We start from the raw sequence: 22,582 nt of genomic DNA, 5'->3' as shown, positions 1-22,582 counted from the left end.
ACAATGGGCCAATAACAAGTCACATTGCTCAAAGTTTTAATGAATAAAACCTACAACTCCTCAATATTCAACAACAATTGCTCCGCTCTATCTAATATCGCTTGCTGCTGCTCTGCTGATTTTTTCTTCCAATTTGCATAAACCATTCTAGTGCGTGGATTATTATTAAATGCCTCAATATGTGTATGCATAAAGTGCCAATACAGTGCATTTAGTGGGCATGCTTTTGGTTCAGTTATTTGCTTCACGTTATAGTGACAGTCAGGACAATAGTCACTCATTTTATTCACGTAGTTACCACTGGCAGCGTAAGCCTTAGAGGCAACAATGCCACCATCTGCAAACTGGCTCATGCCTCGTGTGTTGGGCATTTCTACCCACTCAATTGCGTCAATATAAATCCCTAAATACCACTCATCTACTTCGTCAGGTTTAATGCCTGTTAATAGACAAAAGTTACCCGTGATCATCAAACGTTGAATGTGGTGTGCGTAGGCGAAATCAAGAGACTGTTGTATTGCATGATGCATACAGTTCATTTTTGTTTTTCCTGTCCAAAACCAACTTGGTAATGATAATGACGCTTCAAGTGCATTTAGGTTTTGGTAATCAGGCATATTGCGCCAGTAGATCCCACGTACAAACTCTCTCCATCCTAGAATTTGACGAACAAAACCTTCTATCTGAGCAATATCTATGGCATCTGGGCGTTGATTAAACTCCGTAATAGCAGCATCAATCACTTGCATAGGACTGAGTATTTTTGCATTGAGAGCAAAGGATAAACGGCTATGAAACAAGCTCCATTGTTTTTGCGTGAGTAAATCATCAAGTTTACATGTCATTGCATCTTGAAACTTCCCAAACAACGGTAAGCAATAGCGACAGAAAAACACTAATAACTCATTCGCCTGCTGCCGATTTACAGGCCACAATAGGTGATTATCCGCTTGTCCAATCATCGTTACATTATGACGTTCTAAACGCTCAAGAATACCAGTGACATCGTTAGCAAATAACAAAGGCGTTGGCACACTATCAAACTCGCTCGGCTTTAATTTGTTTTGATTTGCACCATCAAAGTTCCACTTGCCTGCAACGGGTTCCCCCTCATCCATCAGAATATTAAAGCGCTTTCTCATTTTACGATAAAAGGGTTCCATACGATGATGATGGTTCGGCTTAAACTCTTTTTCAATGTGCGCTTCAGAGAGAAAGAAGTGTTCACTTTCATAAGTTTGAGAAGATATTGCTAACGACAAACAGTATTTATCGAGCATGTTACGTAAACGGTATTCGTCAGGGAGTTGATACTCAAAATGGGTAATTTGGTGTTTAGCAATAAGGTGATTTAATAGATCGTCTATTTTTTCAAATGGCTCTGTATCGTCCAAGGTTAAATGCATCACTCGATGCCCTGCACTTTCTAATGCGGTTGCAAACTGGGTCATCGCAGCAAAAAAAGCACACACTTTTTGAACATGGTGTTTTACATAGGCAGTTTCTTGATGCATTTCTGCAATCACGTAAATCGTTTGTGGATCGGTGTGTTGAAACCATGAATGACTGGCATTTAATTGGTCACCTAAAATGAGTCGTAATCGGTCAGCTGTGTCGTTCATAATCATCCCTTATCTTAAGCCATTGTTTGTAGATTTATTATTCACTTTGATGCCGTAAAGACCGACAACGCCTAGAGCAATATTTAACCATAGGCCAATCTCGCTCCCATTTCTTTCTCCAACTGAATGGTCTTTGACAAACAACGCATATCTTTTCTGGCAACTGTGATTTTTTCATTGTCTTATGCCTGATCTAATCTGTCGTGATAACGCCCTAACTCATTAGTCCTTGAGCTTAGAGCTCGACCTTATGAGTAATCATTATTCTTCGACTGCCACTTGTTTGTATAGTGACCATCTGGATCGTATTGTCGCGTCTGTTTTTCAATATTAAAGTGACGTCCACCACGAGGATCTGCGCCTACTCCTGCGATGTATTGCCAATTCCCCCAATTAGAGGCAACATCATAGTCGATCAGTTGTTGCTGAAAATAAGCCGCACCAAAACGCCAATCAATTCCTAATTCATTAACTAAACAACTGGCTACGATTTGTCTTCCTCGGTTAGACATATATCCTGTACTGTTCAGCTCTTTCATGCATGCATTCACAAGTGGATGTGATGTATTTCCCTCACACCATTGAGTAAAACGATCGTCAAAGTAATGAGTTAATGGTTCATGTTCTGCACCCCCTTGAAAGCGATACAATTGCGAACCTAACTGTAAGGCCAGCCATTGAAAATATTCACGCCAGAGCAGTTCTAAGCCTATCTAGTAGGTGGATTCGTTCACCCCGTAACGTATTTCATAGTGCTTTAAGTGGTGCCAGAGTTGTCTGGCAGAAAGGTTACCAAGGGCTAGAAAATGGCTCATTTTGGTTGAATTATCCCAACCATCTAACGCATTTCTGGTCATTTTATAGGTGCTTGGTTTATCGGTTTCAAAGTAAGCAATGACATGCTCTATTGCGCATAATTCACCGCCTTTAAAGCTCCCTTCATAGAGTTCAGTTTTGCCGTAAACATCGGCAGATAAAGTGTTTACTTTTACCCATCCAGCTTCAGCAGTTGCTGTATCCATAATTTGCAGAGGTTGTGGTAACGACTCGAGAGAAATAACGGTGGTTTCATCAGGGTCTGCAGGCGCTTTTTCTACTGATTTTCTAAATTTAGAAAAGGACGCTAAATTTTTTTCAGATAACGTCAATTGGTTTGGCGAGAATAAGGTTGAATCCCAATGTGATACAAAATGAACCTCTGGTAGTGATTGTTGAACCTTTTGCCAATGGCTTTGCTCGTAAACACCCACTTGCTGTGAATAACCAAGTAAATCAATTTTTTGTTCTTTCACTAAAGAGAGAATCACTTGCTCGGCACAACCGTATAAAATATAAAGTTGATGTCCGTGAACCCGTAGCTGTGAATTAAGCTGTTGCAGCGATTGGTAAATCAATTGCCAGCGATGACACCCAACCTCTTTATGACCGTAGTTATCAGAGTTAAACCACCGAGGATCCACCACATAGACGAAAGCAATCTCATCCGCCGGTTCTATTAACGACGCTAAACTGCGATTATCTTGTAAACGTAAATCATGACTAAACCAGTAAAGCGCTTTTTTCATGGCAGGTCTCATTATCTAAGTCGAAGTGGATGGTTCAATATTAGTAACCTAACGATTACCAATGTGTACCCAGATAATTACATAAAAGAGATTATAATGGTTCACAAAACAACCGAATAACCGCTCAAATTCCACTCCCTCCTCTTTCTAACCCCTTTAACTATTGTTTAAAAGACAATAGTGATTCACATTTTTCCTTATATATAACCGAATTAAAACAGGTAATAATACGTTTAACTTAACGATTACAACCTTCACATTAAATGATGGGAAACTGATTTATGATTACTTTGCACGGTTTCGCGGCTAGTAACTATTACAACTTGATTAAACATGTACTGCTATACAAACAACTGCCCTTCCAAGAAAACCTAATTTACGGTGGTAGCGACGAGTTACTCGCAATAAGTCCGGCTGGAAAAGTACCTGTTATCACGATTGGTGATGACCTTCATATTTCAGAGTCGAGTGTCATTTGTGACTTTATCGAAGAGACATACCCTTCAATACCTCTGTATCCTGAAAACACAGGTGAACGTGCGGTTGTACGCCAAATTATGAAGATAGCAGAATTGTATTTTGAACTGCCAAGCAGACGATTTATACCTTATGTGTTGTTAGGTACTGAAGTTCCAGAATCAACAAAAGCAGAGGTACGCCAAGTATTACATCGTGGGATCTCAGCCTTAAATAGATTGTGCAAGTTTTCACCTTGGGTTGCAGGAGAACAATTAACGATGGCTGATATTTACGTTTATTACGTAAACACAATTGTTAACACGTTTGGCTCTAGCCAACTTTATTGGGACGTACTTGCAGAGGTGCCAGGAATGAAAGAATGGAACAATACAATGAGTCAATCAGCCATTGCTAAAAGCATAGAAGCAGATCGTCAAACAAACATGCCCGAGTTTATCCAAAAGATAAAAGCTCAGGCTAAAGCAGCGAAAATTAAATAACACTTGGTCATAAAACAACGAATAAAATATGCCAACACACTACCGTTATTGACTCAAAAAATGTAACTATTTTCTGGAGAAACCCTATGACAAATATTCAACTTATTTCAACAATCAGCGAAGACAATAAACTAACGCTTTCCTTGCAAGACATCGACATGCCACAACCTAATGCCGATGAAGTTGTTATTCGTATTGAAGCAGCACCATTAAACCCATCTGACTTAGCAGTAATGTTCAGTGCTGCTGATATGACAACTGCAACACAATCAGGCTCTGAAAATAAACCAGCGATTACGGCTGATATCCCTGATCAATTTATGCCAGCAGTTAAAGTTCGCGTAGGAAAAGCAATTCCTGTTGGTAATGAAGGTGCAGGAACGGTTATCGCAGCAGGCTCATCACCTGCCGCACAAGCCTTAATTGGTAAAACCGTTGCAGTAATTGGTGGTGGGACTTACCGTCAATTTAAATGTGCTAATGTGCAAAGTTGCCTAGAATTAAAAGAAGGCACGACAGCGAAAGAAGGCGCGTCATCATTTGTTAACCCGCTTACTGCACTAGCAATGGTTGAAACAATGCGTGCAGAAGGTCATAAAGCCATCATTCATGCCGCAGCAGCCTCTAACCTTGGCCAAATGCTCAACCGTATTTGTATTGCCGATGGCGTTGATTTAATTAATATTGTACGTAAAGAAGAGCAAGAAACATTATTGCGTGATATGGGTGCAAAATATGTGGTTAACTCAAGTAGCGAGACTTTCCTGACTGATTTAACGGTTGCGATTATTGAAACGGGAGCAACGATTGCGTTTGACCCAATTGGTGGCGGTCAATTAACTAGTGACATCCTTAACTGTATGGAAGTTGCCGCAGCTCGTGATATGAAAGAGCACAGCGTTTATGGATCTGACACTTTCAAGCAAGTGTATATTTATGGCGCATTAGATCGCGGCCCTATTACGTTAAATCGTAACTTTGGCTTCGCTTGGGGAATAAATGGATTCTTACTATTCAATGCATTAGGGAAATTAGGAACAAAAACAGCAATGGCAATGCGTAAACGTGTTGCAGATGAAATAACCACCACATTTGCTAGTCACTACACGCATGAAGTGCCATTACCTGAAGCATTGCAGTTACAGTCATTGGCCGCTTATTCTAAACAAGCAACAGGTGAAAAGTACTTAATTACGCCTCAGAAATAGCGGCGGTTTAGTCGATTAAATAGTGAATAACAATGGATGCGGTGACTAGACTGCATCCATATTTAAATGTATTAAGGGTTTGCTTCAGTAATAAATGTAATAAAACTATCTCTGGCAGGATTATCCATCTCTTCATTCCAAATTAAGCCAACATCCCACTCCGAATTATCCAATGGGATAAAATAGACATGATCATTCGCAATGTGTCTGACACTCGCTGGCACAATTGTAAAGCCTAAATTCGCAGAAATTAATGCCAAAAGAGTTAGAATATCATCCGCTTCCTGAACTGGAGACAATACTTGTTGCTGCTTCATAAGTAACGCTTCTATTTGCTGACTTAATCCTTGTCCACGAGCCGGATTTAACCTTAAATAATCTAGATTTCGCAATGATGTCCATAATTTACTCTCATCAATAACTCGACTCCGATGAACAGCAACCACTAAATGATCAGAAGAAAGCACCATTCCTTTCAATGGAGTAACGACGGGAAGTCGATTAAAGCCAAATTGGAATTCACCACGAAGTAATGCTTTTGTTTGATACTGTGACGGCAGATCATTAAGAGTGATATGGATATCGGGAAACACGTGCTTAAACTGAGCAATAATCTGTGGTGCAAGAAGATAAGAAGAGATACCAAACCCTATATTCAAGTTACCAGTTGTTCCTTCTGCCACCAAATTCGTTAATGTTTGAAATACTTCAAAGTTAATCACCACCCGCTGCGCTTCGGGCAAAAGAGTTAACCCTGCTTGAGTCAAACAAGCACCCTGTCTTCCCCTCTCAAATAGTGTAACTCCAATATGATTCTCAAGACGTTGGATCTTTTTTGTTAACGCTGACTGCGTGATGTACAAATGCTCAGATGCAACTCGATAATTGCCATCTTCGGCTAGCTGACAAAAAGTACGTAATTGATCAATATCCATTCCATTTGCTCATTAAATAGCGAATAAGCTTCATTATACGGAATGTAATTAACTTTTTATACTGATGACATCAACTCAAAACAGAAAAAGGAACTCTTCATGAAAGACGTGCGTGTTGCATCAGTCCAATTTAATCATCGTGCTAATGATAAGATCTACAATTTATCAGTCATTAGTCACTACGTAGAAAAAGCAGCAGAACAAAATGTAAAAATCATTATTTTCCCTGAAATGTGCATCACAGGGTATTGGCATGTTTCAACACTAAGTAAATCTAGCATTGAATCCCTTGCTGAATTTATTCCTGAGGGAGATACATGTCAGGCGTTATTAAAGATGTCAGCTAAATACGAAATGAGTATCGGTGTAGGTTTAATCGAAATTGATGACGCTGGTAATCTCTACAATTCCTATATTATGGCAATGCCTGATGGGCAGCTGGCCAAACATCGAAAATTACATACTTTTATAAGTAAGTACATGGCCAGTGGTAATGAATATACGGTTTTTGACACCCCACATGGATGCCGTGTCGGTATACTTATTTGTTGGGATAACAATTTGGTAGAAAACGTTAGGATGACTGCGTTGAAAGGAGCCGACATTCTCATAGCACCGCACCAAACTGGAGGCTGTAACTCTCGTAGTCCAAATGCGATGGGGTTAATAGACACGCAACTTTGGTATGACAAAAAAGTAAATCCTGAGGCCATTCGTTTGGAGATGCTAGGACAAAAAGGGCGAGAATGGCTAATGCGTTGGTTACCTGCTCGTGCCCATGACAATGGAATGTTCTTAATATTCAGCAATGGTGTTGGTGTCGATATGGACGAGGTCAGAACAGGCAATGCTATGATCCTTAATCCATACGGACAAATCCTGGCAGAAACCGATAGCATTGATGATGATATGGTAATTACAGACCTACAAGCGGAAGAACTGGATATGTGTACGGGTAGACGTTGGATTCGTGGTCGAAGACCTGAACTCTATCAAGGCCTCACAACTCAAGGTGAAGAACTATCACCTTTTCACGCAAGATTTTCAGAAGAAAAAATAAGCTAGGCCTCAATAAAATAGAACTCGCTGGCAATAATAAGAAGCATTTCGAGCGAGTTCCGCTTTATTAATTAATACAATAAACCGTTATTATTACGTTCCATGTAGTACTCAATGATGACTCTGAAAGCCTTGAATAGATACTTTTATAAACTGCTCTACTTTTTCACTTGGCGCTTCAGCCATGCTTTGTTTCTGACTGTGCTCAAAATAAGTGACATGAAGACTCGAAGTCACATCAAACGGTTCATCTGTTTTCAATTCATCTATTTTTATTCTGTCTCCAAGAAAGAAAGTATCTATTTGCTCAATCTCGCCTGTTTTCGTATTTAAGTTAAATAACCCCAAGTACCAGAAATTTCCGGTTCCTTGGTTTGAAACAGAAAATGGGACAGAAAAAACCATCTCATCCTCAATATCACCCAGATGTAAAGGCGTAATTTTATAGAAATCTACATTGACTGAACCATGTTCATCGCCATTTTGGTATTTCCCTGTAGCAAAATGAAAACCATCATATTCTCTAAGCTCTGTTAGGTTGGCTTTAGCTTCAGAATTAGGCAATTGGATCTGCCAGTAGTCATCAATATCAAAACTAAATAACGTTAACATCACGTTATTCTTGGGAGATAAATTACTTTCTGTTTTCTCTACATAGATATCATCATTAGTGACGTTAAAGCGATAAATCCCAGCCGCTACAACGAATAAAATACCAGTCAATATCACTACTACTATTTTTCTTGTCATAAATTGTCCTTACCTTTTAGCGATGATTTAAAAGTACGATAGCGTTATCAGCATTTAAAATCCACCTCGCTCTACGTATGAAGTCATGTAATGCCTTGGCATAATTGTCCAACCGCTCTGTTTTACTAACTCACACAACAGATCGTTATTACTGACGGTGTGCATTTTTGGTGAAACCTGAATCGAGGTAAAATTCAATTTTAAGGTCGCGAAGTTCTCTGTGACATATTGAGTCTCTAGCATTAAGTTTTCGATCTTTAAATCATCAATTGATGCCAGAGGTGAGCTGACGCCGGCATAACAACCAACTTGGATCGGTTTTATCGCTTTCCATGTGACTTCTTTCTCTGCAAATAACTGCCCACGATATGGCATGATGGCAATATCACATTCGCCATCTTGAAGCTTATCCATTGCTTCCTGCCGAGTACGATGCTTCCAATTTATAACGATTTCTGAGTTGTAACCCATCACTCATTTTTCAATGTGCGTAATTAAACTGAATGGCGTGAGGAGGAGGCCTTTCACACCATCGTACAAGCGTGGGTCGCATACGGCGGTTCCGAATACATTTTCAGTGCCTTATACCCATCAAGTAATGAGTATAATCCCATCTCCATCAGTTTCACGTTTGGAAAAGCATGGACGTTCTCGAATTAATACTTTACCTCAATGAATCAAAGTTGATTAAATATCAAAATCTCATTATGTACCTAAATCCTCGCTAACTGTACTTAAATAAAATTTACGATATTCACTTGGTGCCATTCCCATTATTCTTAAAAACTCACGGTTAAAATTAGACTTAGTTTGAAAGCCTGAACTCATAAAAATCTGAGTAATGGAATCTTGTGAGGTAGCCAGCGAATGCTTAGCGTGTTCAATACGATACCCATTAATTAGCTTAGAAATATTCTGCCCATGAATTTGATTGACTGCGATTGAAATCTGTTTCGCGGGCACCCCTAGTTTACGTGTTAGTTTAGAAAGAGTTAGCTCTGGATCAAGATAAAGCGAATGCTGGCGAATTAAAACATCTAGCATAGACGTAATTTCTTGAGCTCGCTCTTTAGTCATGACCAAAGTATTGGTTGGTTCCTTTGTTTTATTCTCCATTCTGAGTAGCTGTGAAGTCTCTTTAACAGGGGTATTAACACCAGCAACGACGACAGCTATCGATAATATTGGTAAAAGAATCAGATGTGCAGCAGTGAGAATGTAAAGAGATAATTCACCTTGATTAAACGAAAAATCCCAAGAAATAAATGTATCAACCAAGGCTGAAAATATCAATGTCCATCCAGCGATACTCTCCGCCTTTTGAACCTCCTCCCAACTCCCAAGGGAAATATTAATTAACGTTGTTTCTTTAGTCGAAAAACGAATCAATGCAACTCCGTAAGCGATATACATTAAGGTTAAAACCTCATCGAGTGGAAGCTCTAACCAAGGCTGAGTAACAGCACTCACAATGACAAATAGTGGCGTAATAAAATGTTTGATTGACAAAAAGCCTTGCTCACGACTTACATGTACAAACGTATACCAAGCAGTGATAGGAATGATAGAGGCCAAAATAAGCTGCACGATACTGAAGGCACTAACCTCAAACATCCAACGTAAACCAACCATTGCTGTCGTCGCAGCGCATAACCCTAAAAACAGACAAGCCGCTTTCACTTGCTGTGAGAATCGCGTGTAGAGTGTTATCGCTAATAATCCGAGCAACATTGATACAACAAACGGAACGGGGATTGCAAGCATAGATACTCCTAAATAAAATATTTTTTATTGAGTTCATGTAAATAAATTAATGAAATATAACAAAAATCAAATATAGACCAATACCAGTTAAAGGACGCCCTAAAACCAGTTTAAGGACGTTTTTTTCTCTTATTCATAGCAAAATGTTAACACTAATTAATTACTGAGGTTACATTTATGTGGTTCTATCTTTTCGCGTGGAAACAAAGCTTAAACTTTTCTGGGTATTCGTCTAGAAAAGAGTTCTGGCTATTTATACTCATCCATACATTGATCACGGTTGGCTGTATTATGACAGATATCATAATGAATATGACGACTTGGTTTGATGCTATTTATAGTGTGATAAGTTTCATTCCTATGCTTTCAGCAGTGATACGACGACTGCACGATATCGATAAATCTGGCTATTGGGGATTGATCTTTTTTATTCCTATAATTGGTCCGTTTTGGTTAGTTTACTTATTAACACAATCAACAAAAAACCAGAGAGATGAGGAGATAGTTATATGAATAAAATATTACGTCTTAGTCTAATATTATCTGTTCTTATTTCCACCTTCAGTTATGCTTCAACCGCCTCTCTTTCGGATTCGTTTGGTATTCTCACTGTAAATAAAATGACGCAAGGACAGTTTTTTTGGCTTAAAGGCCGAGTTGGAGAAGCAAGCTACACCTTCACTCGCCAAGATACAAAAACCTGCACCCTTAACGTTGCTGTTGCTGTTGCTGTTGGCAGTATTTCAAAGTCGAATTTAAGCATCAGTGAAACTAAAGGACTTACTATTGTTATTGTAAGCCAGAAACTCAATAATGCTCTTATACAAGGAGAGCGAATAAAGAGTCATGATTGGTTTCTCACAACACAAAAATACAACGATAAGATCGATGGAGTGATTATTAATGGGATAACACCTAAAGAAGGTTTTATTCTAAATTCAAAGCGAAGATGGCTTTCTTGGTTCATGGGAAATAAAAATAACCCAATTTGTATCTAATCTAATTATTAGAACTCGCTTCTCATACAAAAGACTTAACTCATTCGTTAGGTCTTTTTTGAAAGTTAGGAACCGATACTCACTTAGTTACTACAAAACGAACTTACCTCTGTAATAGAATGTATTGAAATGTATAGCTATGTCGAATAACAATCTTTATCACACAATATAAATATCGTTCCATTATATTAATCGCCACTATATTAAAAGACGAGATTAACTATGCGAACACTACCCTTCACCATTTTAGCTTCTACCATTTTACTTGCTGGCTGCAACCATTCAGACAACACTACGTCTATTCCAGATACTTCTTTCTCTGTTGTCCATAATGTGAAAATCAAACCGATACCTAGTCAATTTATGGCCTATTCAAAAGCAGGCTATAATCGATATGTATCAGTAAAAGCCCCTAATGGAAAATCTATTCATATCTTAATTATGAATAGATTATCTGACTATCAAATCGTTAAGGCCGTGAATGTCTTAAACCATTATCTAACACCAGTTGACGGTGCGAAGTACGGCACAGCTGAGAAAAAAGGTAAAATAGCAAATACAATGGCCAACAACGGCGCAATTCTAAAGTTAATGAACTATCACGATGAGCCAAAATACAATGATGACCTAGATGGACAACCCCTGTTTGAAGAAGAAATTCAAGTTGAAGGAGGATCTTGGTATATAAAACAAGATTACGAGAATCATCGTGATGCATCTTACGAAGAAATCCTTCATCTTGTTCATGATTACGGGATTGGAGTACTTAATTCTCCTGAAAATGGGTCTACGGCACTACCTGAATTTCAAAAAGAGTTTAATACCATTCAGCAGCTGTCTCTACATAATGCTTATAATCCACCAAAAGATACTTTAAAAGAGTGGCAACAAGAGAACAGTGTAGATCAAGAATATTTTGCAGCAGTAATCGACAGTTATTATGGACTTTGGGGGGCATATGATGGTGATGGAATGTGGGGGTTTTATAAAGTTAAAAACCGTCAAGATTTCGTATCTTATGACCCAAATGCCCAATACATTACCGAACAAATTTTTGCCTCTACATTAACCTACGATGCTTATATCGCAGACTCGTTTAATGGCACATTCAGAATGACCTTAGATCCAGCAATACCATATACCAATCACTCACAATATTTAACCAAATTGACGCTATCTGGTTCAAAAAATAGCAATATAGAACTAAATACACATGATAATACAATCACTGGAAATGCAGGTATAAATACAGTCATTGTTCATGGGGTTCAAGCGGAATACAACATCGAAGCATTAGAAAATAACATGATTCACCTTATTGATACCGTCGATGGTCGTGATGGCAACAATATTTTATCTCAAATAGAAAAGATCCAATTTACTAATCAAACAGTGACTCTTTAATGCTAAATACATCTTAATCACCAAGCCTTTATTTTTTCCTTCCAAGAATAAATATTGCACCAATATATCCAATAATTGGAATAAACATATTCCATGAAAGTGAATGAAGATCCAAAGAAGATGAACTTATGCATTTTCGCTAGTTTTATCCCCTATCGAGAATATTGATTCAGTCTCCTTGATAAGGGATATCACCACAATCTAACTCAAACAGGCTAGTAAGAGGTCTTTTTATACATCACTGATAAAATCATACGATATACTAAACCTGCAACCGCCATGCTTAATACCACACAAGGACCAACGGGATAATCCCAAATAAGAGAAGTATAAAAACCACCAACACCCCCTACCATACCAACGCCAATAGCGCCTAACCACATAGCGCGATTATTCATAGTGACAACCGATAAAGCAGGAATGATCAAGCAAGCAAACTCTAGATATACTCCTAAACTCATCACTAACGGTGGAATAGCGATAGCAAATAGTATGTAAAAACTACGCCCAGTTAACCAATTATCTCGCAATATCTGGATCGCTACTAAAATAACAGCCACACAGAAAACTGGCACTACATCACTTAAACTACTCCAAAGTAAACGGCCATTGAGTAAAGAAGATATCATCTCTTTACCATGTGGATTATGACTGACCAGTAATACCGCCAAACATGCAGCTAACACATAAAGCAACCCGATTAAAGCTTCTAAATGCTGGTGAATTTTACGTTCAAGGCTACTCAGTAGAATAGCCGCTGGCACAGTTAACATCCAAGAAGCCAATAGTTTAGAGCTGAACGCTACATCAGCATGTCCAACCGATAATTGGACTATCAAGACCCCAAGAGCAGCAATTTGCGCCATCGCTAGATCGATAAATATCACGCCTCGCTTTAAGACTTGTCGGCCAAGAATGATATTAGCACATAGAGAAAATAGCCCAACTAAGATTGGGGCAACTGTCCAAGAATACTCCACACTTATTTCCTTTGTAGGCTGATCAGCTGTGCAATGCTATCGTCAATTAATGTCGCTAAGGTTGCTGTGTTTGGTCGGCCACCCACACTCTGTGCTAACTCAACAACAGGCAAACCTGTACGCTCAGATAACCACCTCGTTGCATCTGTTGGTTGATGGCTAGAATACACAATACCATTAGCCTTTTTTAAGCTGATTGAACTTAATGTGTTCAGGTGTGCAACTGTCGGTGACAAACCAGGCTTGGGCTCTAAATCAGCCACTTGCTCTATACCAAGCCATTCGTACAAATAGCGATGTGTTTCGTGATAACCCACCACCTGCATTCCCTTCAAATTTCCGCTTAGAGATTGCCATCGAGTCATATTTTTACGCCAACCTACGCGAAATTTAAGCCCACTTCCTTTATATAAAGCTTGGTTGTCTGGGTCAATTCTTGCCAACCGTTCCACTAGCGCCTTAGAAACCTTCGGAATATCCGCCACCGCAAATTGAACATGGGGATTTCCATGCCCATGAACATCGCCCATAGAGCGATCGATGTGATCATGACTGTCTAACATATCCACAAAATCTGTCACCAAAAATAGACCATCTTTACTATTTTGAACTTTGCTATTACGACTCTGGCGTTGCAATTCAGGGAGCCAACCAATCTCAAGCTCAGCCCCAGAGCACACTACCAAATCGGCTTTACGCATCTTCGAAATTAACGACGGTCTTGCTTGAACGTAATGAGGATCTTGCATGGCGGTGGTAGCTGAAAAAATCTTAGCGTTTGGTGCATGTTGTTTAACTAAAGCCGCCCAATCGGGCTGACAGGTAAACACATTCAAACTCGCATTTGTGGCAAAAGAGGTCGCGAGTAAACCGCTTACGATAAAAAATTTAGAAAGCATGGGCAGGGTGTGCTCCAAATGACATAATATACTGCAAAGTAAGAATGGTTTGAGATTTTTCGGTTAGCTGCTCATGAGTAACTTGCGTACGTACTCGACCAAAGTGAGAACCATGCCAGTCTAGAGCGATATCCGCCTCTTGGATGTCAGATTGTGTTAATTCACCATGATGATGATCTATATGCCAATGAACATCTCCAGTCACAGCATTCATCTCACCATATCGACCACTAATGGTCCAATTTGGAGAAAACTGATAAGCCAATTCGGCGTACCAACCGTATGCTTGATCTTCTGCCTTTGAAATTGATTCCATTTGCTCATCATAGCGATTATTAATCAACCATGTTTCAGCCGTAGCTCTAAGGTTCTTTTGCTTATAGTTTCCTTGTGGTGCCCATTTCCATGTCATATCAACCCCATTTATCCATTTACCTGTTACAGTTGGTCCATGTGAATGGCCATGATCACCGTGGTCATGAGCTGAATGATCGTGCCCCGAATGAGCGTGTGAAGATCCCGAAGTTTCTTCGGAAACAAACCCTAAACCATTTGCGTTATACATAGTGCTCAAACCAACACGCCAGCTATTAGACTCATCGATATCATCACCAATTTGAAGGTTTGTGGTATACACACCGACAGTTGCCGGATCGCTATATCCGACATCCCAACTTTTACCGCTAAACATTTCAAAACTGACTGCAACAAAAGTATCCGTTGGCGCCAACCAAGAAAGCTGTACACCATCATCAAAATAATGGCTACCAAATACAGCACGATACACAGCAGGTCGATCACTGAATGCATCTTCATGTAGATGTTTACTGTTGAGATAGCCAACATTTGACAACAATCGACCTGCTTTGACTTTTAAACCCAGAGGCAGACTTAGCGTTTCGACAAACGCCTCTTCCACTTCAAACTCAGTAGCACCACCATGAGATGCTAAGACCGTAATCAACTGCCCACGGAAGTTTTGATCAATGTTGCTACTCAGCAAAATTTCGGAATGACCAAGGCCAAATCCTTTGTCACGCATCCCCCACTGTCGAGCTTCACTAAGATAAGCTCCATCTAGTACAACACCCAGATCCACATCAGGAGCACCGATTGCAAACGGTGAAACTAAACAAAAAAGAGAAGCACCATAGAACGCATTTAAAGAAAACTTTTTCACCTATACCTCTGAATTATCATGAATTGTAACTAACAAAAAAATTGAATTTCAATAATGTTATGTTATAACATAACATAAAGTCAATCGCTCAATGAATATCTCTCATTTGATTATTCATAAATTTATAAAAGGAAGTTCCATGCACTTTTCGTCAAATTTCTTTGGAAAAAAAACACTATTAGCACTATCAATAACCGCATTTGTCAGTGGTTGTTCAGATGGTGAAAATAAGACAGATACAGGGATACAAGACCATCACCAAGAAGAAAATACGAGTCGAATCGTGATTAACGAATCTGGTAGCAACAATGTTTACGTTTTAAATGCAAACAACTTTGAGACTCTTGGTCAATTCGCTTTACTTAATGCCCCATCAGGGTTAAAAACTAGTCCGGATGGCCGCTATGCCTTAGCACTTCAACGCAGCCAAAACACAGTAGAAATAATAGACACTGGTGTTTACGCGGAAGCTCATGGGGATCACTTCCACCTACATTCAGAGGAACCATCACTGCTAAACGATACGTACACAAGCACAGCACCAACGCACTACGATTTGGCTGAACATCAAACCGTGCTCTTCTTTGATGGCAATACAGATGCTGGGCTAAACGCTGAATTTAAAATTTTGGATGACGCGACCATCGCTAATGCAAGCGAGATCGCAAGTTATTCATTCAATTATGCAATGCACAGCACTGCACAAGTTTTTGATAAACATGTATTTACCGGTACTAAAAAAGATCCTGCTGTCAGTGGACTACCGAATGAAATTTCAACACTTGAGTTACATGGTGACCACTTTCATGGACCAACCGTTGCAAATGTCACGTGTCCTTCATTACATGGCAGCGCGCAATCTGAAACTCACGTAGCATTCGCTTGTGATGATGGTATCGTCGTGATCAGTGATCCTGCTGTTACACCGCAGTACACCAAAATTGCTAATCCTTCATCCCTCGAGACTGATTCACGCTTTGGTAAAGTCTTAGGCTTCAAAAACGCGGATAAATTACTTTTCGTAAGCCGCACGCTGCAAGCATTCCAACTTAACCAAGGAGTATTAGAAGAAATCTTATGGAAAGAGACAAATACCGAAAGTTACTTAACTTACTCTAATACAGAGTCTGCATTCTTGGTACTGTCTACTACTGGTAAATTAAAGGTGTTTGACCCATTAGTTAACTTCGCTCAGATCGCTGAAGTACAAATCTGGGAAACCGTACCAACCCTAGCTGAAGGGCAAAGGTTTAATATCAGTTACGACAAACAAAGTCACCATGTCTTCGTAACCGATCCAACAAATAAGGTTGTTGTTGAAGTTGAGTTAAATGAGCAACCAACAGTGAAAACACACCAACTGAGTTTTACACCAGGATTAATAACTTGGGCAGGAACAACAGAAGAAGAACACCATCACTAATCACTAGGCCCTACAGATCATAAAATAGCAGGCGTTACTGTAAGCTAGATTATTGAAGAAATGGATGTAATTTTTTAAGTTACATCCATTTTGATATTAATCGTAATGGTATGAACATTATTTATATATAAACCTACTTAATCTTTTTCTTTACCACCATTTCAGCCAGTTTTGGGGCTGCTGCTTTTAAGGCACTTGGCGCTACCTTCTTACCAACGTTTACTGCACGTCCCAGTTGCTTTTTCAATGACGCGCCTCTCTCCATCGCTTCTTTACGCTGACGATTGCGTTGCACGTTATAAGCTTCAGCTATCTTATCTACTAATGTCTGTTTTAACTCTTCAACACCAAAATGGGTCTTATCTATTGAGATTGATAGCGGTAAAACAAGATCGGAACACAACAGTTTTTGGTTATATTCCATCGCTTGTTTAATCACTTTGGCTTTCGCTGCTGTTGGGCGTTCTAGATCGTAAGGTGGCTCCCACTCCCAAGCCGGATTTAATCTATCGACTTGGTTTACCACTGAAATAACCGTTGGCTTTTTGCGAGAGATATTTTTTGGATCGGCATAATACAATTCAAATTTTTCATTTAATTGCTTATCAAGATCACGAGCCGATTGGTTTGCTTTTAATACCCACAACACTAAATCCGCTTGCGTCATCTCTTTTAGCATCTGTTTTTCAGTTTTTTCGTTACCGTCTAGTCCTTGTAAATCAACCACATTCACTTCTGCGTCATTAACAAGTGCACTATAAACCGTTACGTTATCGGTCGATGGCAGTACATCTACCTCTGCAACAAATTCTTCTTTTAATGTGTTAATAATCGACGACTTGCCAGAGCTTGTTTGCCCTACCATCACAATGCGGATCGGCTCTAACTCTGTCGCGACTCTCTCTTCATCTTGCTTTGAGATCTTTGATGCTTGCAAATCGCCCTCTTCCAAACTAAAACGACCGCTGTATAAATCAATGGCAACCGCAGCCACTTCATCTAATAAGGCTTCTTTTGCGGTTTGTTGCATATCAGACACTACGCCTTTGGTCATTGATGCAGTAGCTTGCTCTCGACTAAGATCAGAAATAACTTTTAGCGGATTATAATAAAGATTTTTTGCATGATTCGCCCAGATAGCTGCTTTCACTATCTTTTGACCAAGATCGCCATATTTATCATAAGCGTCATATCCTGCTTTAATGTACGAAAGCTTTAAATACTCAATGCCTGGAATGTGTTCTTGCACCACAACTTTGTATCGCTGACTGATCTCTTCAAACAGCTTTAAGCCTTCAGGTATTGAGAAATCTAACGCTTTTTTATCAAATTTCGTTGCCACAAACTCCAAAACATCTAAGCCTATTTCATCAAGGTTTCCCCACTCAACATTGTCTTTGAGTAACTCTCGTGAATAGTGTTGAGATTGTTTCCATATTGCTAATTCATTATGAGACCACTCTTCAGAGGCTTTAACCAGACCCTCTTTAATCTCAATTTTCGTTTCTTCTGTTACGGCTTTAACTGGTTTATCTGCGGTGCGGCTTAGAATAAATAAAGGAATACTAACCGCTAACGTACTAATAGCAATGGTAATAGAGAGTTCTAATAGGTAGCCATATTTGATTGCAAGAAACAGAGCAAAACCCATCATAATGATGACAGGAATCACTGAAGAGATAATGATGATCCCCCAACGTCCGCCAGAGAGATCCGACAATAAACTATATAGACGTTTAATCTTGTGCATAGCCTGACGCCTCCTTACCTTTTTTCAACGAATTTTTATAGAGTTCTTGCATGTCTTGCTCAGAAACTTCTTCGCCTTTACTTTTATGATAGAAGTAAAAACAGGCTGCTCTGCCTAATCCGTAAGTGGTGCCGAAACTCATTGCAGCAGCGGCAACCGCACCCACGGTTTGACCATAAACAGGAATGAATTTTACCAATTGCCTTGCACCTAGTTTTACCCCATATTGCAAAGCAAAACTGCTGCCCAGAGTGCCTATCAGTTCACTAAAGGTTTTTTTGTTCCACTCTACTCCATATTGGTTGGCTAAGCTGTGTAACATTTTGGCTTGAATGGCAGGAACAGAGACTAATCCTACTCCAGGAATTAAATCACTTGCGCCTGCACTGCCTGAGTACCAAAGCACTTCGTTCTCAACCTTATCAAAGTTCTCTTCTTCTACTGTAGCGTGCTCTTTATCCTCCACCATCATGCCGATAACTGGTAATACCTTAGTGAGCTTTTCTATTAGCTCATCATAGTTATATACTGAGCCGTCACTAGTTTCAAAATCAACCGAGATTGTCTCAACATTTTTACCCCATATCTCTTTAACTTGCTGCTCATTAAAGGTCGTTTGGCGTTTACGACTTTCCTCTTCACTAAGAAGTACTGCGGTATGAATAAGCAACAGATGTTTGATTTTCTTTTTCTTCTTAATCTGTTTTAGGGCTACTATTACGGAAGATTGTTCTGGTTCATCGGCTTTCATTACAACAACAAGGGCGTGACCTGATTGACCTATTTCTTCAAGATCATCTTTTGGATCGTAATCGGCTTCACCTAACCCTCTGGTATCTAGAAAACGCATAATTGGCTTATCTTGCGGAAACTCATACGCCTCGGCGGTCATGGTGCAAGGAGCAAAACCATTGCCAACCTCAACCGATGAAAGCCCTGTTAGCGTTTGAATGAAAGAGGATTTACCCGCGCCTGTTTTACCGAGCAACCATAAGGTAGGTAAATGCTGACGCTGAAACTCGTGAGCTTGAGTTAAGTCTGGGTTTTTACTTGGGTTTATGAATGTTTTAATTTGATCGAACATATCATTCCAACTAATGGAAGAGAATAAAGTATCTCTCGATTATAACACCTAAAGGATCAATCATCATTGAAAGCAAATATCTGAACTAAAAAATAAATCAAAAATAATCATTAAATTTTCTAATCAAAGTATTGACACCAAAGTTTCGGAAGCATATATTGATTACATGAATTGCCATTTGGAGTTCATCGATAACGGGTTCGCCTTATTATAGGGAACAAAACGTTATCAAAATGAAGTAACCCTACTGATTACTTACTAAAGAATAGTAGCGTTGTTTCTAACATTTAATCCTGAACCATATGTCATTAATGAGTCTACATTGGCTCTGAATATGAGTTCTTTCTCCTCGCTTAGTGCGTCGAGAACTATTGCTTATTTTAAAGGATAGTATTATGCGTAATATCGATTTCTCTCCCCTGTACCGTCATGCCATTGGTTTTGATCGTCTGTTTAATCTTGTAGAAAACAGCGCTAACAAACCATCTCAAAATGGTTACCCACCATATAACATCGAACAGAAAGACGAGAACAACTACCGTATAACAATGGCTGTTGCTGGTTTCTCTGAAGATTCGTTAACAATTTCTCAAAATGAACATATGCTGATTGTGTCAGGTGAAATTACCTCATCTGAAATAAAACCAACTTACGTCTATCAAGGCATTGCAGAGCGCAATTTTGAACGAAAATTTCAACTTGCTGATTATATGACTGTTTCTGCTGCAAGCATGGAAAATGGATTACTTCATATAGATCTTGTTCGAGAAGTTCCAGAGCCGATGCAAGCACGTAAGATTTCAATCAACAAATAACACCTATTTCCGTTAAGCATAGGCAGTAATAACACGTTGTATTTACAATTAAAAATACAGCCCTCACCTATTGATTAACGGGAATTAGCATCATCATATTTCATTGAGAATAGCGTAGCCTCGTAAATACACACTCGGTTTACGCTTATTAAAAACATCAAATTTAAATTATTTGCATTAAAATAACTAATGCGAATTCAAAGGAAAAATTATTATGGGTAAAATCATTGGTATCGACCTAGGTACAACGAATTCTTGTGTTGCTGTTTTAGATGGCGACACACCACGTATCTTAGAAAATGCAGAAGGCGAACGTACAACTGCATCGGTTATTGCTTACACAGATGGCGAAACTCTTGTAGGTCAGCCCGCTAAACGTCAAGCGATTACTAACCCACAAAATACATTATTTGCGATTAAGCGTCTGATCGGTCGTCGTTTTGAAGACGAAGAAGTTCAACGTGATATCGAAATCATGCCGTACAAAATCGTTAAAGCTGATAACGGTGATGCTTGGGTTGAAGCGCGAGGCCAAAAAATGGCTGCTCCTCAGGTGTCTGCTGAAATTCTTAAAAAAATGAAGAAAACAGCGGAAGATTTCCTAGGCGAAGAAGTGACTGGCGCGGTAATTACTGTTCCTGCTTACTTTAACGATGCTCAACGTCAAGCAACCAAAGATGCTGGTCGTATTGCTGGACTTGATGTTAAACGTATCATCAACGAACCAACAGCAGCAGCTCTGGCTTACGGTCTAGACAAAAAAGGCGGCGAGCGCACTATCGCGGTATACGATCTTGGTGGTGGTACATTTGATATATCTATTATTGAAATCGACAACGTTGATGGCGAGCAAACGTTTGAAGTGCTTGCAACAAACGGCGACACTCACCTAGGTGGTGAAGATTTCGATAACCGTATGATCAATTTCTTAGTTGATGAATTCAAAAAAGAACAAGGCATTGATTTAAAAAATGATCCACTGGCTATGCAACGAGTTAAAGAAGCAGCAGAAAAAGCGAAGATTGAACTGTCTTCAGCGCAACAAACGGACGTAAACCTTCCTTATGTTACTGCTGATGCAACGGGTCCTAAGCACATGAACGTTAAAGTGACTCGTGCAAAACTGGAATCTCTAGTAGAAGACCTAGTAATTCGTACGCTTGAACCATTAAAAGTAGCTCTAGCAGATGCTGATCTATCTATTGATGGGATCACTGATGTTATCTTAGTCGGTGGCCAAACGCGTATGCCTATGGTTCAAGCTAAAGTTGCTGATTTCTTCGGTAAAGAAGCGCGTCGTGACGTGAATCCTGATGAAGCTGTCGCAATGGGTGCAGCCGTTCAAGCTGGTGTATTGGCTGGTGATGTTAAAGATGTCCTTCTTCTAGATGTTACTCCTCTATCTTTCGGTATCGAAACGATGGGTGGTGTAATGACTAAACTAATTGAGAAGAATACAACAATCCCAACGAAAGCGGACCAAACGTTCTCAACGGCTGAAGATAACCAAAGTGCGGTAACAATCCACGTACTTCAAGGTGAGCGTAAGCAAGCGACATACAACAAATCTCTAGGTCAATTTAACCTAGAAGGTATTCAAGCAGCACCGCGTGGCATGCCACAAATCGAAGTAACATTCGATCTAGATGCTGATGGTATCTTAAACGTATCAGCAAAAGATAAAACAACGGGTAAAGAGCAGAAGATCACTATCAAAGCATCTGGTGGCTTAACTCCTGAAGAAATCGAAGCAATGGTACAAGAAGCTGAAGCGAACAAAGACGCGGATAAAAAGTTCGAAGAGCTAGTAACAGCACGTAACCAAGCGGATCAAATGATCCACGGTACGAAGAAACAAATCGAAGAAGCAGGCGATGCCCTTCCAGCTGACGAGAAAGAAAAAATCGAAGCAGCAATCAAAGCACTAGAAGACGTTAAGTCAGGCGATGATAAAGAAGCAATCGATACGAAAACTCAAGAGCTAGGTCAAGCAGCACAAAAGCTAATGGAAATCGCTCAACAGAAAGCTCAAGCACAACAAGGTGCTGACGCTGGAGCGCAATCTAAGCAAGAAGATGATGTCGTAGATGCGGAGTTTGAAGAGGTAAAATAATACCTTAGTCACACCAAAGCTATCTAGATATTAATAAGAAAATTCAGGGCGTATCGAGGAAACTCATGCGCCCT

Annotated in this window: 22 protein-coding genes and 1 pseudogene; 9 read left to right on the top strand and 14 right to left on the bottom strand. The window is 39.5% G+C overall.

All coding sequences use genetic code 11. The annotated features are described in order from the left end of the window. Positions 1-50 precede the first annotated feature (50 nt). From ACU5DF_RS10870 to ACU5DF_RS10855, 4 genes are all read right to left on the bottom strand, one after another. A complete protein-coding gene (locus tag ACU5DF_RS10870) occupies positions 51-1,622 on the bottom strand; it encodes a cryptochrome/photolyase family protein (protein ID WP_446712859.1) in 1,572 nt (523 codons plus the stop codon). A gap of 37 nt (positions 1,623-1,659) precedes the next feature. Next, a complete protein-coding gene (locus ACU5DF_RS10865) occupies positions 1,660-1,800 on the bottom strand; it encodes a DUF2256 domain-containing protein (RefSeq protein WP_446712858.1) in 141 nt (46 codons plus the stop codon). A 70-nt stretch (positions 1,801-1,870) separates the two neighbouring features. Next, a complete protein-coding gene (locus tag ACU5DF_RS10860; RefSeq protein ID WP_446714226.1) occupies positions 1,871-2,323 on the bottom strand; it encodes an FAD-binding domain-containing protein in 453 nt (150 codons plus the stop codon). 12 nt (positions 2,324-2,335) lie between these two features. Next, entirely contained in the window at positions 2,336-3,187 is an 852-nt protein-coding gene (locus ACU5DF_RS10855) for a deoxyribodipyrimidine photo-lyase (RefSeq protein ID WP_446712857.1), read from the bottom strand. 281 nt (positions 3,188-3,468) lie between these two features. Here ACU5DF_RS10855 and ACU5DF_RS10850 point away from each other — a divergent pair, with 281 nt between their 5' ends. Both ACU5DF_RS10850 and ACU5DF_RS10845 read left to right on the top strand, forming a co-directional pair. Next, positions 3,469-4,146, top strand: a complete 678-nt coding sequence (locus tag ACU5DF_RS10850; RefSeq protein ID WP_446712856.1) for a glutathione S-transferase family protein — start codon at positions 3,469-3,471, stop codon at positions 4,144-4,146. Positions 4,147-4,232: 86 nt separating this feature from the next. After that, positions 4,233-5,354: a zinc-binding dehydrogenase gene (locus tag ACU5DF_RS10845; RefSeq protein ID WP_446712855.1), complete on the top strand. Its 1,122-nt coding sequence runs from the start codon at positions 4,233-4,235 to the stop codon at positions 5,352-5,354. A gap of 71 nt (positions 5,355-5,425) precedes the next feature. Here ACU5DF_RS10845 and ACU5DF_RS10840 read toward each other — a convergent pair whose 3' ends face one another. Next, positions 5,426-6,289 carry a LysR family transcriptional regulator gene (locus tag ACU5DF_RS10840; protein WP_446712854.1) on the bottom strand — a complete coding sequence of 288 codons (864 nt, stop codon included), beginning with the start codon at positions 6,287-6,289 and terminating at the stop codon, positions 5,426-5,428. 99 nt (positions 6,290-6,388) lie between these two features. Between ACU5DF_RS10840 and ACU5DF_RS10835 the strand changes: the two genes are divergently transcribed. After that, positions 6,389-7,354: a nitrilase family protein gene (locus tag ACU5DF_RS10835; protein ID WP_446712853.1), complete on the top strand. Its 966-nt coding sequence runs from the start codon at positions 6,389-6,391 to the stop codon at positions 7,352-7,354. Positions 7,355-7,459: 105 nt separating this feature from the next. Here ACU5DF_RS10835 and ACU5DF_RS10830 read toward each other — a convergent pair whose 3' ends face one another. From ACU5DF_RS10830 to ACU5DF_RS10815, 4 genes and pseudogenes are all read right to left on the bottom strand, one after another. Further along, entirely contained in the window at positions 7,460-8,098 is a 639-nt protein-coding gene (locus ACU5DF_RS10830; protein WP_446712852.1) for a hypothetical protein, read from the bottom strand. Positions 8,099-8,152: 54 nt separating this feature from the next. Then, positions 8,153-8,569, bottom strand: a complete 417-nt coding sequence (locus ACU5DF_RS10825; protein ID WP_446714225.1) for a LysR substrate-binding domain-containing protein — start codon at positions 8,567-8,569, stop codon at positions 8,153-8,155. 53 nt (positions 8,570-8,622) lie between these two features. Next, a pseudogene (locus ACU5DF_RS10820) lies at positions 8,623-8,715 on the bottom strand (group II intron maturase-specific domain-containing protein); the annotation flags it as partial. An 88-nt stretch (positions 8,716-8,803) separates the two neighbouring features. Beyond that, positions 8,804-9,862, bottom strand: a complete 1,059-nt coding sequence (locus ACU5DF_RS10815; protein WP_045102222.1) for a helix-turn-helix domain-containing protein — start codon at positions 9,860-9,862, stop codon at positions 8,804-8,806. A gap of 177 nt (positions 9,863-10,039) precedes the next feature. Here ACU5DF_RS10815 and ACU5DF_RS10810 point away from each other — a divergent pair, with 177 nt between their 5' ends. The 3 genes from ACU5DF_RS10810 to ACU5DF_RS10800 all read left to right on the top strand — a co-directional run bounded on the left by ACU5DF_RS10810 (position 10,040) and on the right by ACU5DF_RS10800 (position 12,264). Then, positions 10,040-10,375 carry a DUF805 domain-containing protein gene (locus ACU5DF_RS10810; RefSeq protein WP_045102223.1) on the top strand — a complete coding sequence of 112 codons (336 nt, stop codon included), beginning with the start codon at positions 10,040-10,042 and terminating at the stop codon, positions 10,373-10,375. Further along, entirely contained in the window at positions 10,372-10,860 is a 489-nt protein-coding gene (locus tag ACU5DF_RS10805; protein WP_446712851.1) for a hypothetical protein, read from the top strand. Before ACU5DF_RS10810 ends, ACU5DF_RS10805 begins: the two co-directional genes overlap by 4 nt. Positions 10,861-11,082: 222 nt before the next feature. Then, on the top strand, positions 11,083-12,264 hold the full coding sequence (locus ACU5DF_RS10800) for a hypothetical protein (protein WP_446712850.1): 1,182 nt from the start codon (positions 11,083-11,085) through the stop codon (positions 12,262-12,264). 215 nt (positions 12,265-12,479) lie between these two features. On the opposite strand, the gene ACU5DF_RS10795 is transcribed toward ACU5DF_RS10800, so the two are convergent. From ACU5DF_RS10795 to ACU5DF_RS10785, 3 genes are read right to left on the bottom strand one after another with little or no spacing between them, the layout of a single operon-like run. Then, positions 12,480-13,244, bottom strand: coding sequence for a metal ABC transporter permease (locus ACU5DF_RS10795; RefSeq protein WP_446712849.1), 765 nt, complete (start codon positions 13,242-13,244; stop codon positions 12,480-12,482). A gap of 2 nt (positions 13,245-13,246) precedes the next feature. Beyond that, positions 13,247-14,143, bottom strand: a complete 897-nt coding sequence (locus tag ACU5DF_RS10790; protein WP_045102227.1) for a metal ABC transporter solute-binding protein, Zn/Mn family — start codon at positions 14,141-14,143, stop codon at positions 13,247-13,249. Continuing rightward, entirely contained in the window at positions 14,133-15,323 is a 1,191-nt protein-coding gene (locus ACU5DF_RS10785; protein WP_446712848.1) for a TonB-dependent receptor, read from the bottom strand. Before ACU5DF_RS10785 ends, ACU5DF_RS10790 begins: the two co-directional genes overlap by 11 nt. A gap of 139 nt (positions 15,324-15,462) precedes the next feature. Between ACU5DF_RS10785 and ACU5DF_RS10780 the strand changes: the two genes are divergently transcribed. Further along, the gene (locus ACU5DF_RS10780) at positions 15,463-16,746 is read left to right on the top strand and encodes a YncE family protein (RefSeq protein ID WP_446712847.1); all 1,284 of its coding nucleotides are present in this window, start codon (positions 15,463-15,465) and stop codon (positions 16,744-16,746) included. A 133-nt stretch (positions 16,747-16,879) separates the two neighbouring features. Here the strand turns inward: ACU5DF_RS10780 and ACU5DF_RS10775 are convergent, their stop codons facing one another. Beyond that, positions 16,880-18,496, bottom strand: a complete 1,617-nt coding sequence (locus ACU5DF_RS10775) for a GTPase family protein (protein WP_446712846.1) — start codon at positions 18,494-18,496, stop codon at positions 16,880-16,882. Beyond that, entirely contained in the window at positions 18,483-19,580 is a 1,098-nt protein-coding gene (locus ACU5DF_RS10770) for a YcjF family protein (protein WP_446712845.1), read from the bottom strand. The genes ACU5DF_RS10775 and ACU5DF_RS10770 overlap by 14 nt, the downstream gene beginning before the upstream one ends. 395 nt (positions 19,581-19,975) lie before the next feature. Here ACU5DF_RS10770 and ACU5DF_RS10765 point away from each other — a divergent pair, with 395 nt between their 5' ends. Beyond that, a complete protein-coding gene (locus ACU5DF_RS10765; protein ID WP_061028793.1) occupies positions 19,976-20,395 on the top strand; it encodes an Hsp20 family protein in 420 nt (139 codons plus the stop codon). A 214-nt stretch (positions 20,396-20,609) separates the two neighbouring features. After that, positions 20,610-22,508 carry a molecular chaperone DnaK gene (gene dnaK, locus ACU5DF_RS10760; protein ID WP_446712844.1) on the top strand — a complete coding sequence of 633 codons (1,899 nt, stop codon included), beginning with the start codon at positions 20,610-20,612 and terminating at the stop codon, positions 22,506-22,508. Positions 22,509-22,582 lie beyond the last annotated feature (74 nt).

The sequence above is a fragment of the Aliivibrio wodanis genome (assembly GCF_052920805.1).
The sequence above is the reverse complement of the archived record's forward strand: the minus strand, read 5'-3'. Positions and strand labels throughout refer to the sequence as shown.

Excerpts from the sequence above, each read along its gene's own strand:
- ACU5DF_RS10835 (WP_446712853.1), top strand. The coding sequence starts at position 6,389 with ATGAAAGACGTGCGTGTTGCATCAGTCCAATTTAATCATCGTGCTAAT.
- ACU5DF_RS10775 (WP_446712846.1), bottom strand. The coding sequence starts at position 18,496 with ATGCACAAGATTAAACGTCTATATAGTTTATTGTCGGATCTCTCTGGC.
- ACU5DF_RS10830 (WP_446712852.1), bottom strand. The coding sequence starts at position 8,098 with ATGACAAGAAAAATAGTAGTAGTGATATTGACTGGTATTTTATTCGTT.
- ACU5DF_RS10840 (WP_446712854.1), bottom strand. The coding sequence starts at position 6,289 with ATGGATATTGATCAATTACGTACTTTTTGTCAGCTAGCCGAAGATGGC.
- ACU5DF_RS10790 (WP_045102227.1), bottom strand. The coding sequence starts at position 14,143 with ATGCTTTCTAAATTTTTTATCGTAAGCGGTTTACTCGCGACCTCTTTT.
- ACU5DF_RS10865 (WP_446712858.1), bottom strand. The coding sequence starts at position 1,800 with ATGAAAAAATCACAGTTGCCAGAAAAGATATGCGTTGTTTGTCAAAGA.
- ACU5DF_RS10770 (WP_446712845.1), bottom strand. The coding sequence starts at position 19,580 with ATGTTCGATCAAATTAAAACATTCATAAACCCAAGTAAAAACCCAGAC.
- ACU5DF_RS10765 (WP_061028793.1), top strand. The coding sequence starts at position 19,976 with ATGCGTAATATCGATTTCTCTCCCCTGTACCGTCATGCCATTGGTTTT.
- ACU5DF_RS10845 (WP_446712855.1), top strand. The coding sequence starts at position 4,233 with ATGACAAATATTCAACTTATTTCAACAATCAGCGAAGACAATAAACTA.
- ACU5DF_RS10850 (WP_446712856.1), top strand. The coding sequence starts at position 3,469 with ATGATTACTTTGCACGGTTTCGCGGCTAGTAACTATTACAACTTGATT.
- ACU5DF_RS10815 (WP_045102222.1), bottom strand. The coding sequence starts at position 9,862 with ATGCTTGCAATCCCCGTTCCGTTTGTTGTATCAATGTTGCTCGGATTA.
- ACU5DF_RS10810 (WP_045102223.1), top strand. The coding sequence starts at position 10,040 with ATGTGGTTCTATCTTTTCGCGTGGAAACAAAGCTTAAACTTTTCTGGG.
- ACU5DF_RS10870 (WP_446712859.1), bottom strand. The coding sequence starts at position 1,622 with ATGAACGACACAGCTGACCGATTACGACTCATTTTAGGTGACCAATTA.
- dnaK (WP_446712844.1), top strand. The coding sequence starts at position 20,610 with ATGGGTAAAATCATTGGTATCGACCTAGGTACAACGAATTCTTGTGTT.
- ACU5DF_RS10825 (WP_446714225.1), bottom strand. The coding sequence starts at position 8,569 with ATGGGTTACAACTCAGAAATCGTTATAAATTGGAAGCATCGTACTCGG.
- ACU5DF_RS10800 (WP_446712850.1), top strand. The coding sequence starts at position 11,083 with ATGCGAACACTACCCTTCACCATTTTAGCTTCTACCATTTTACTTGCT.
- ACU5DF_RS10805 (WP_446712851.1), top strand. The coding sequence starts at position 10,372 with ATGAATAAAATATTACGTCTTAGTCTAATATTATCTGTTCTTATTTCC.
- ACU5DF_RS10855 (WP_446712857.1), bottom strand. The coding sequence starts at position 3,187 with ATGAAAAAAGCGCTTTACTGGTTTAGTCATGATTTACGTTTACAAGAT.
- ACU5DF_RS10780 (WP_446712847.1), top strand. The coding sequence starts at position 15,463 with ATGCACTTTTCGTCAAATTTCTTTGGAAAAAAAACACTATTAGCACTA.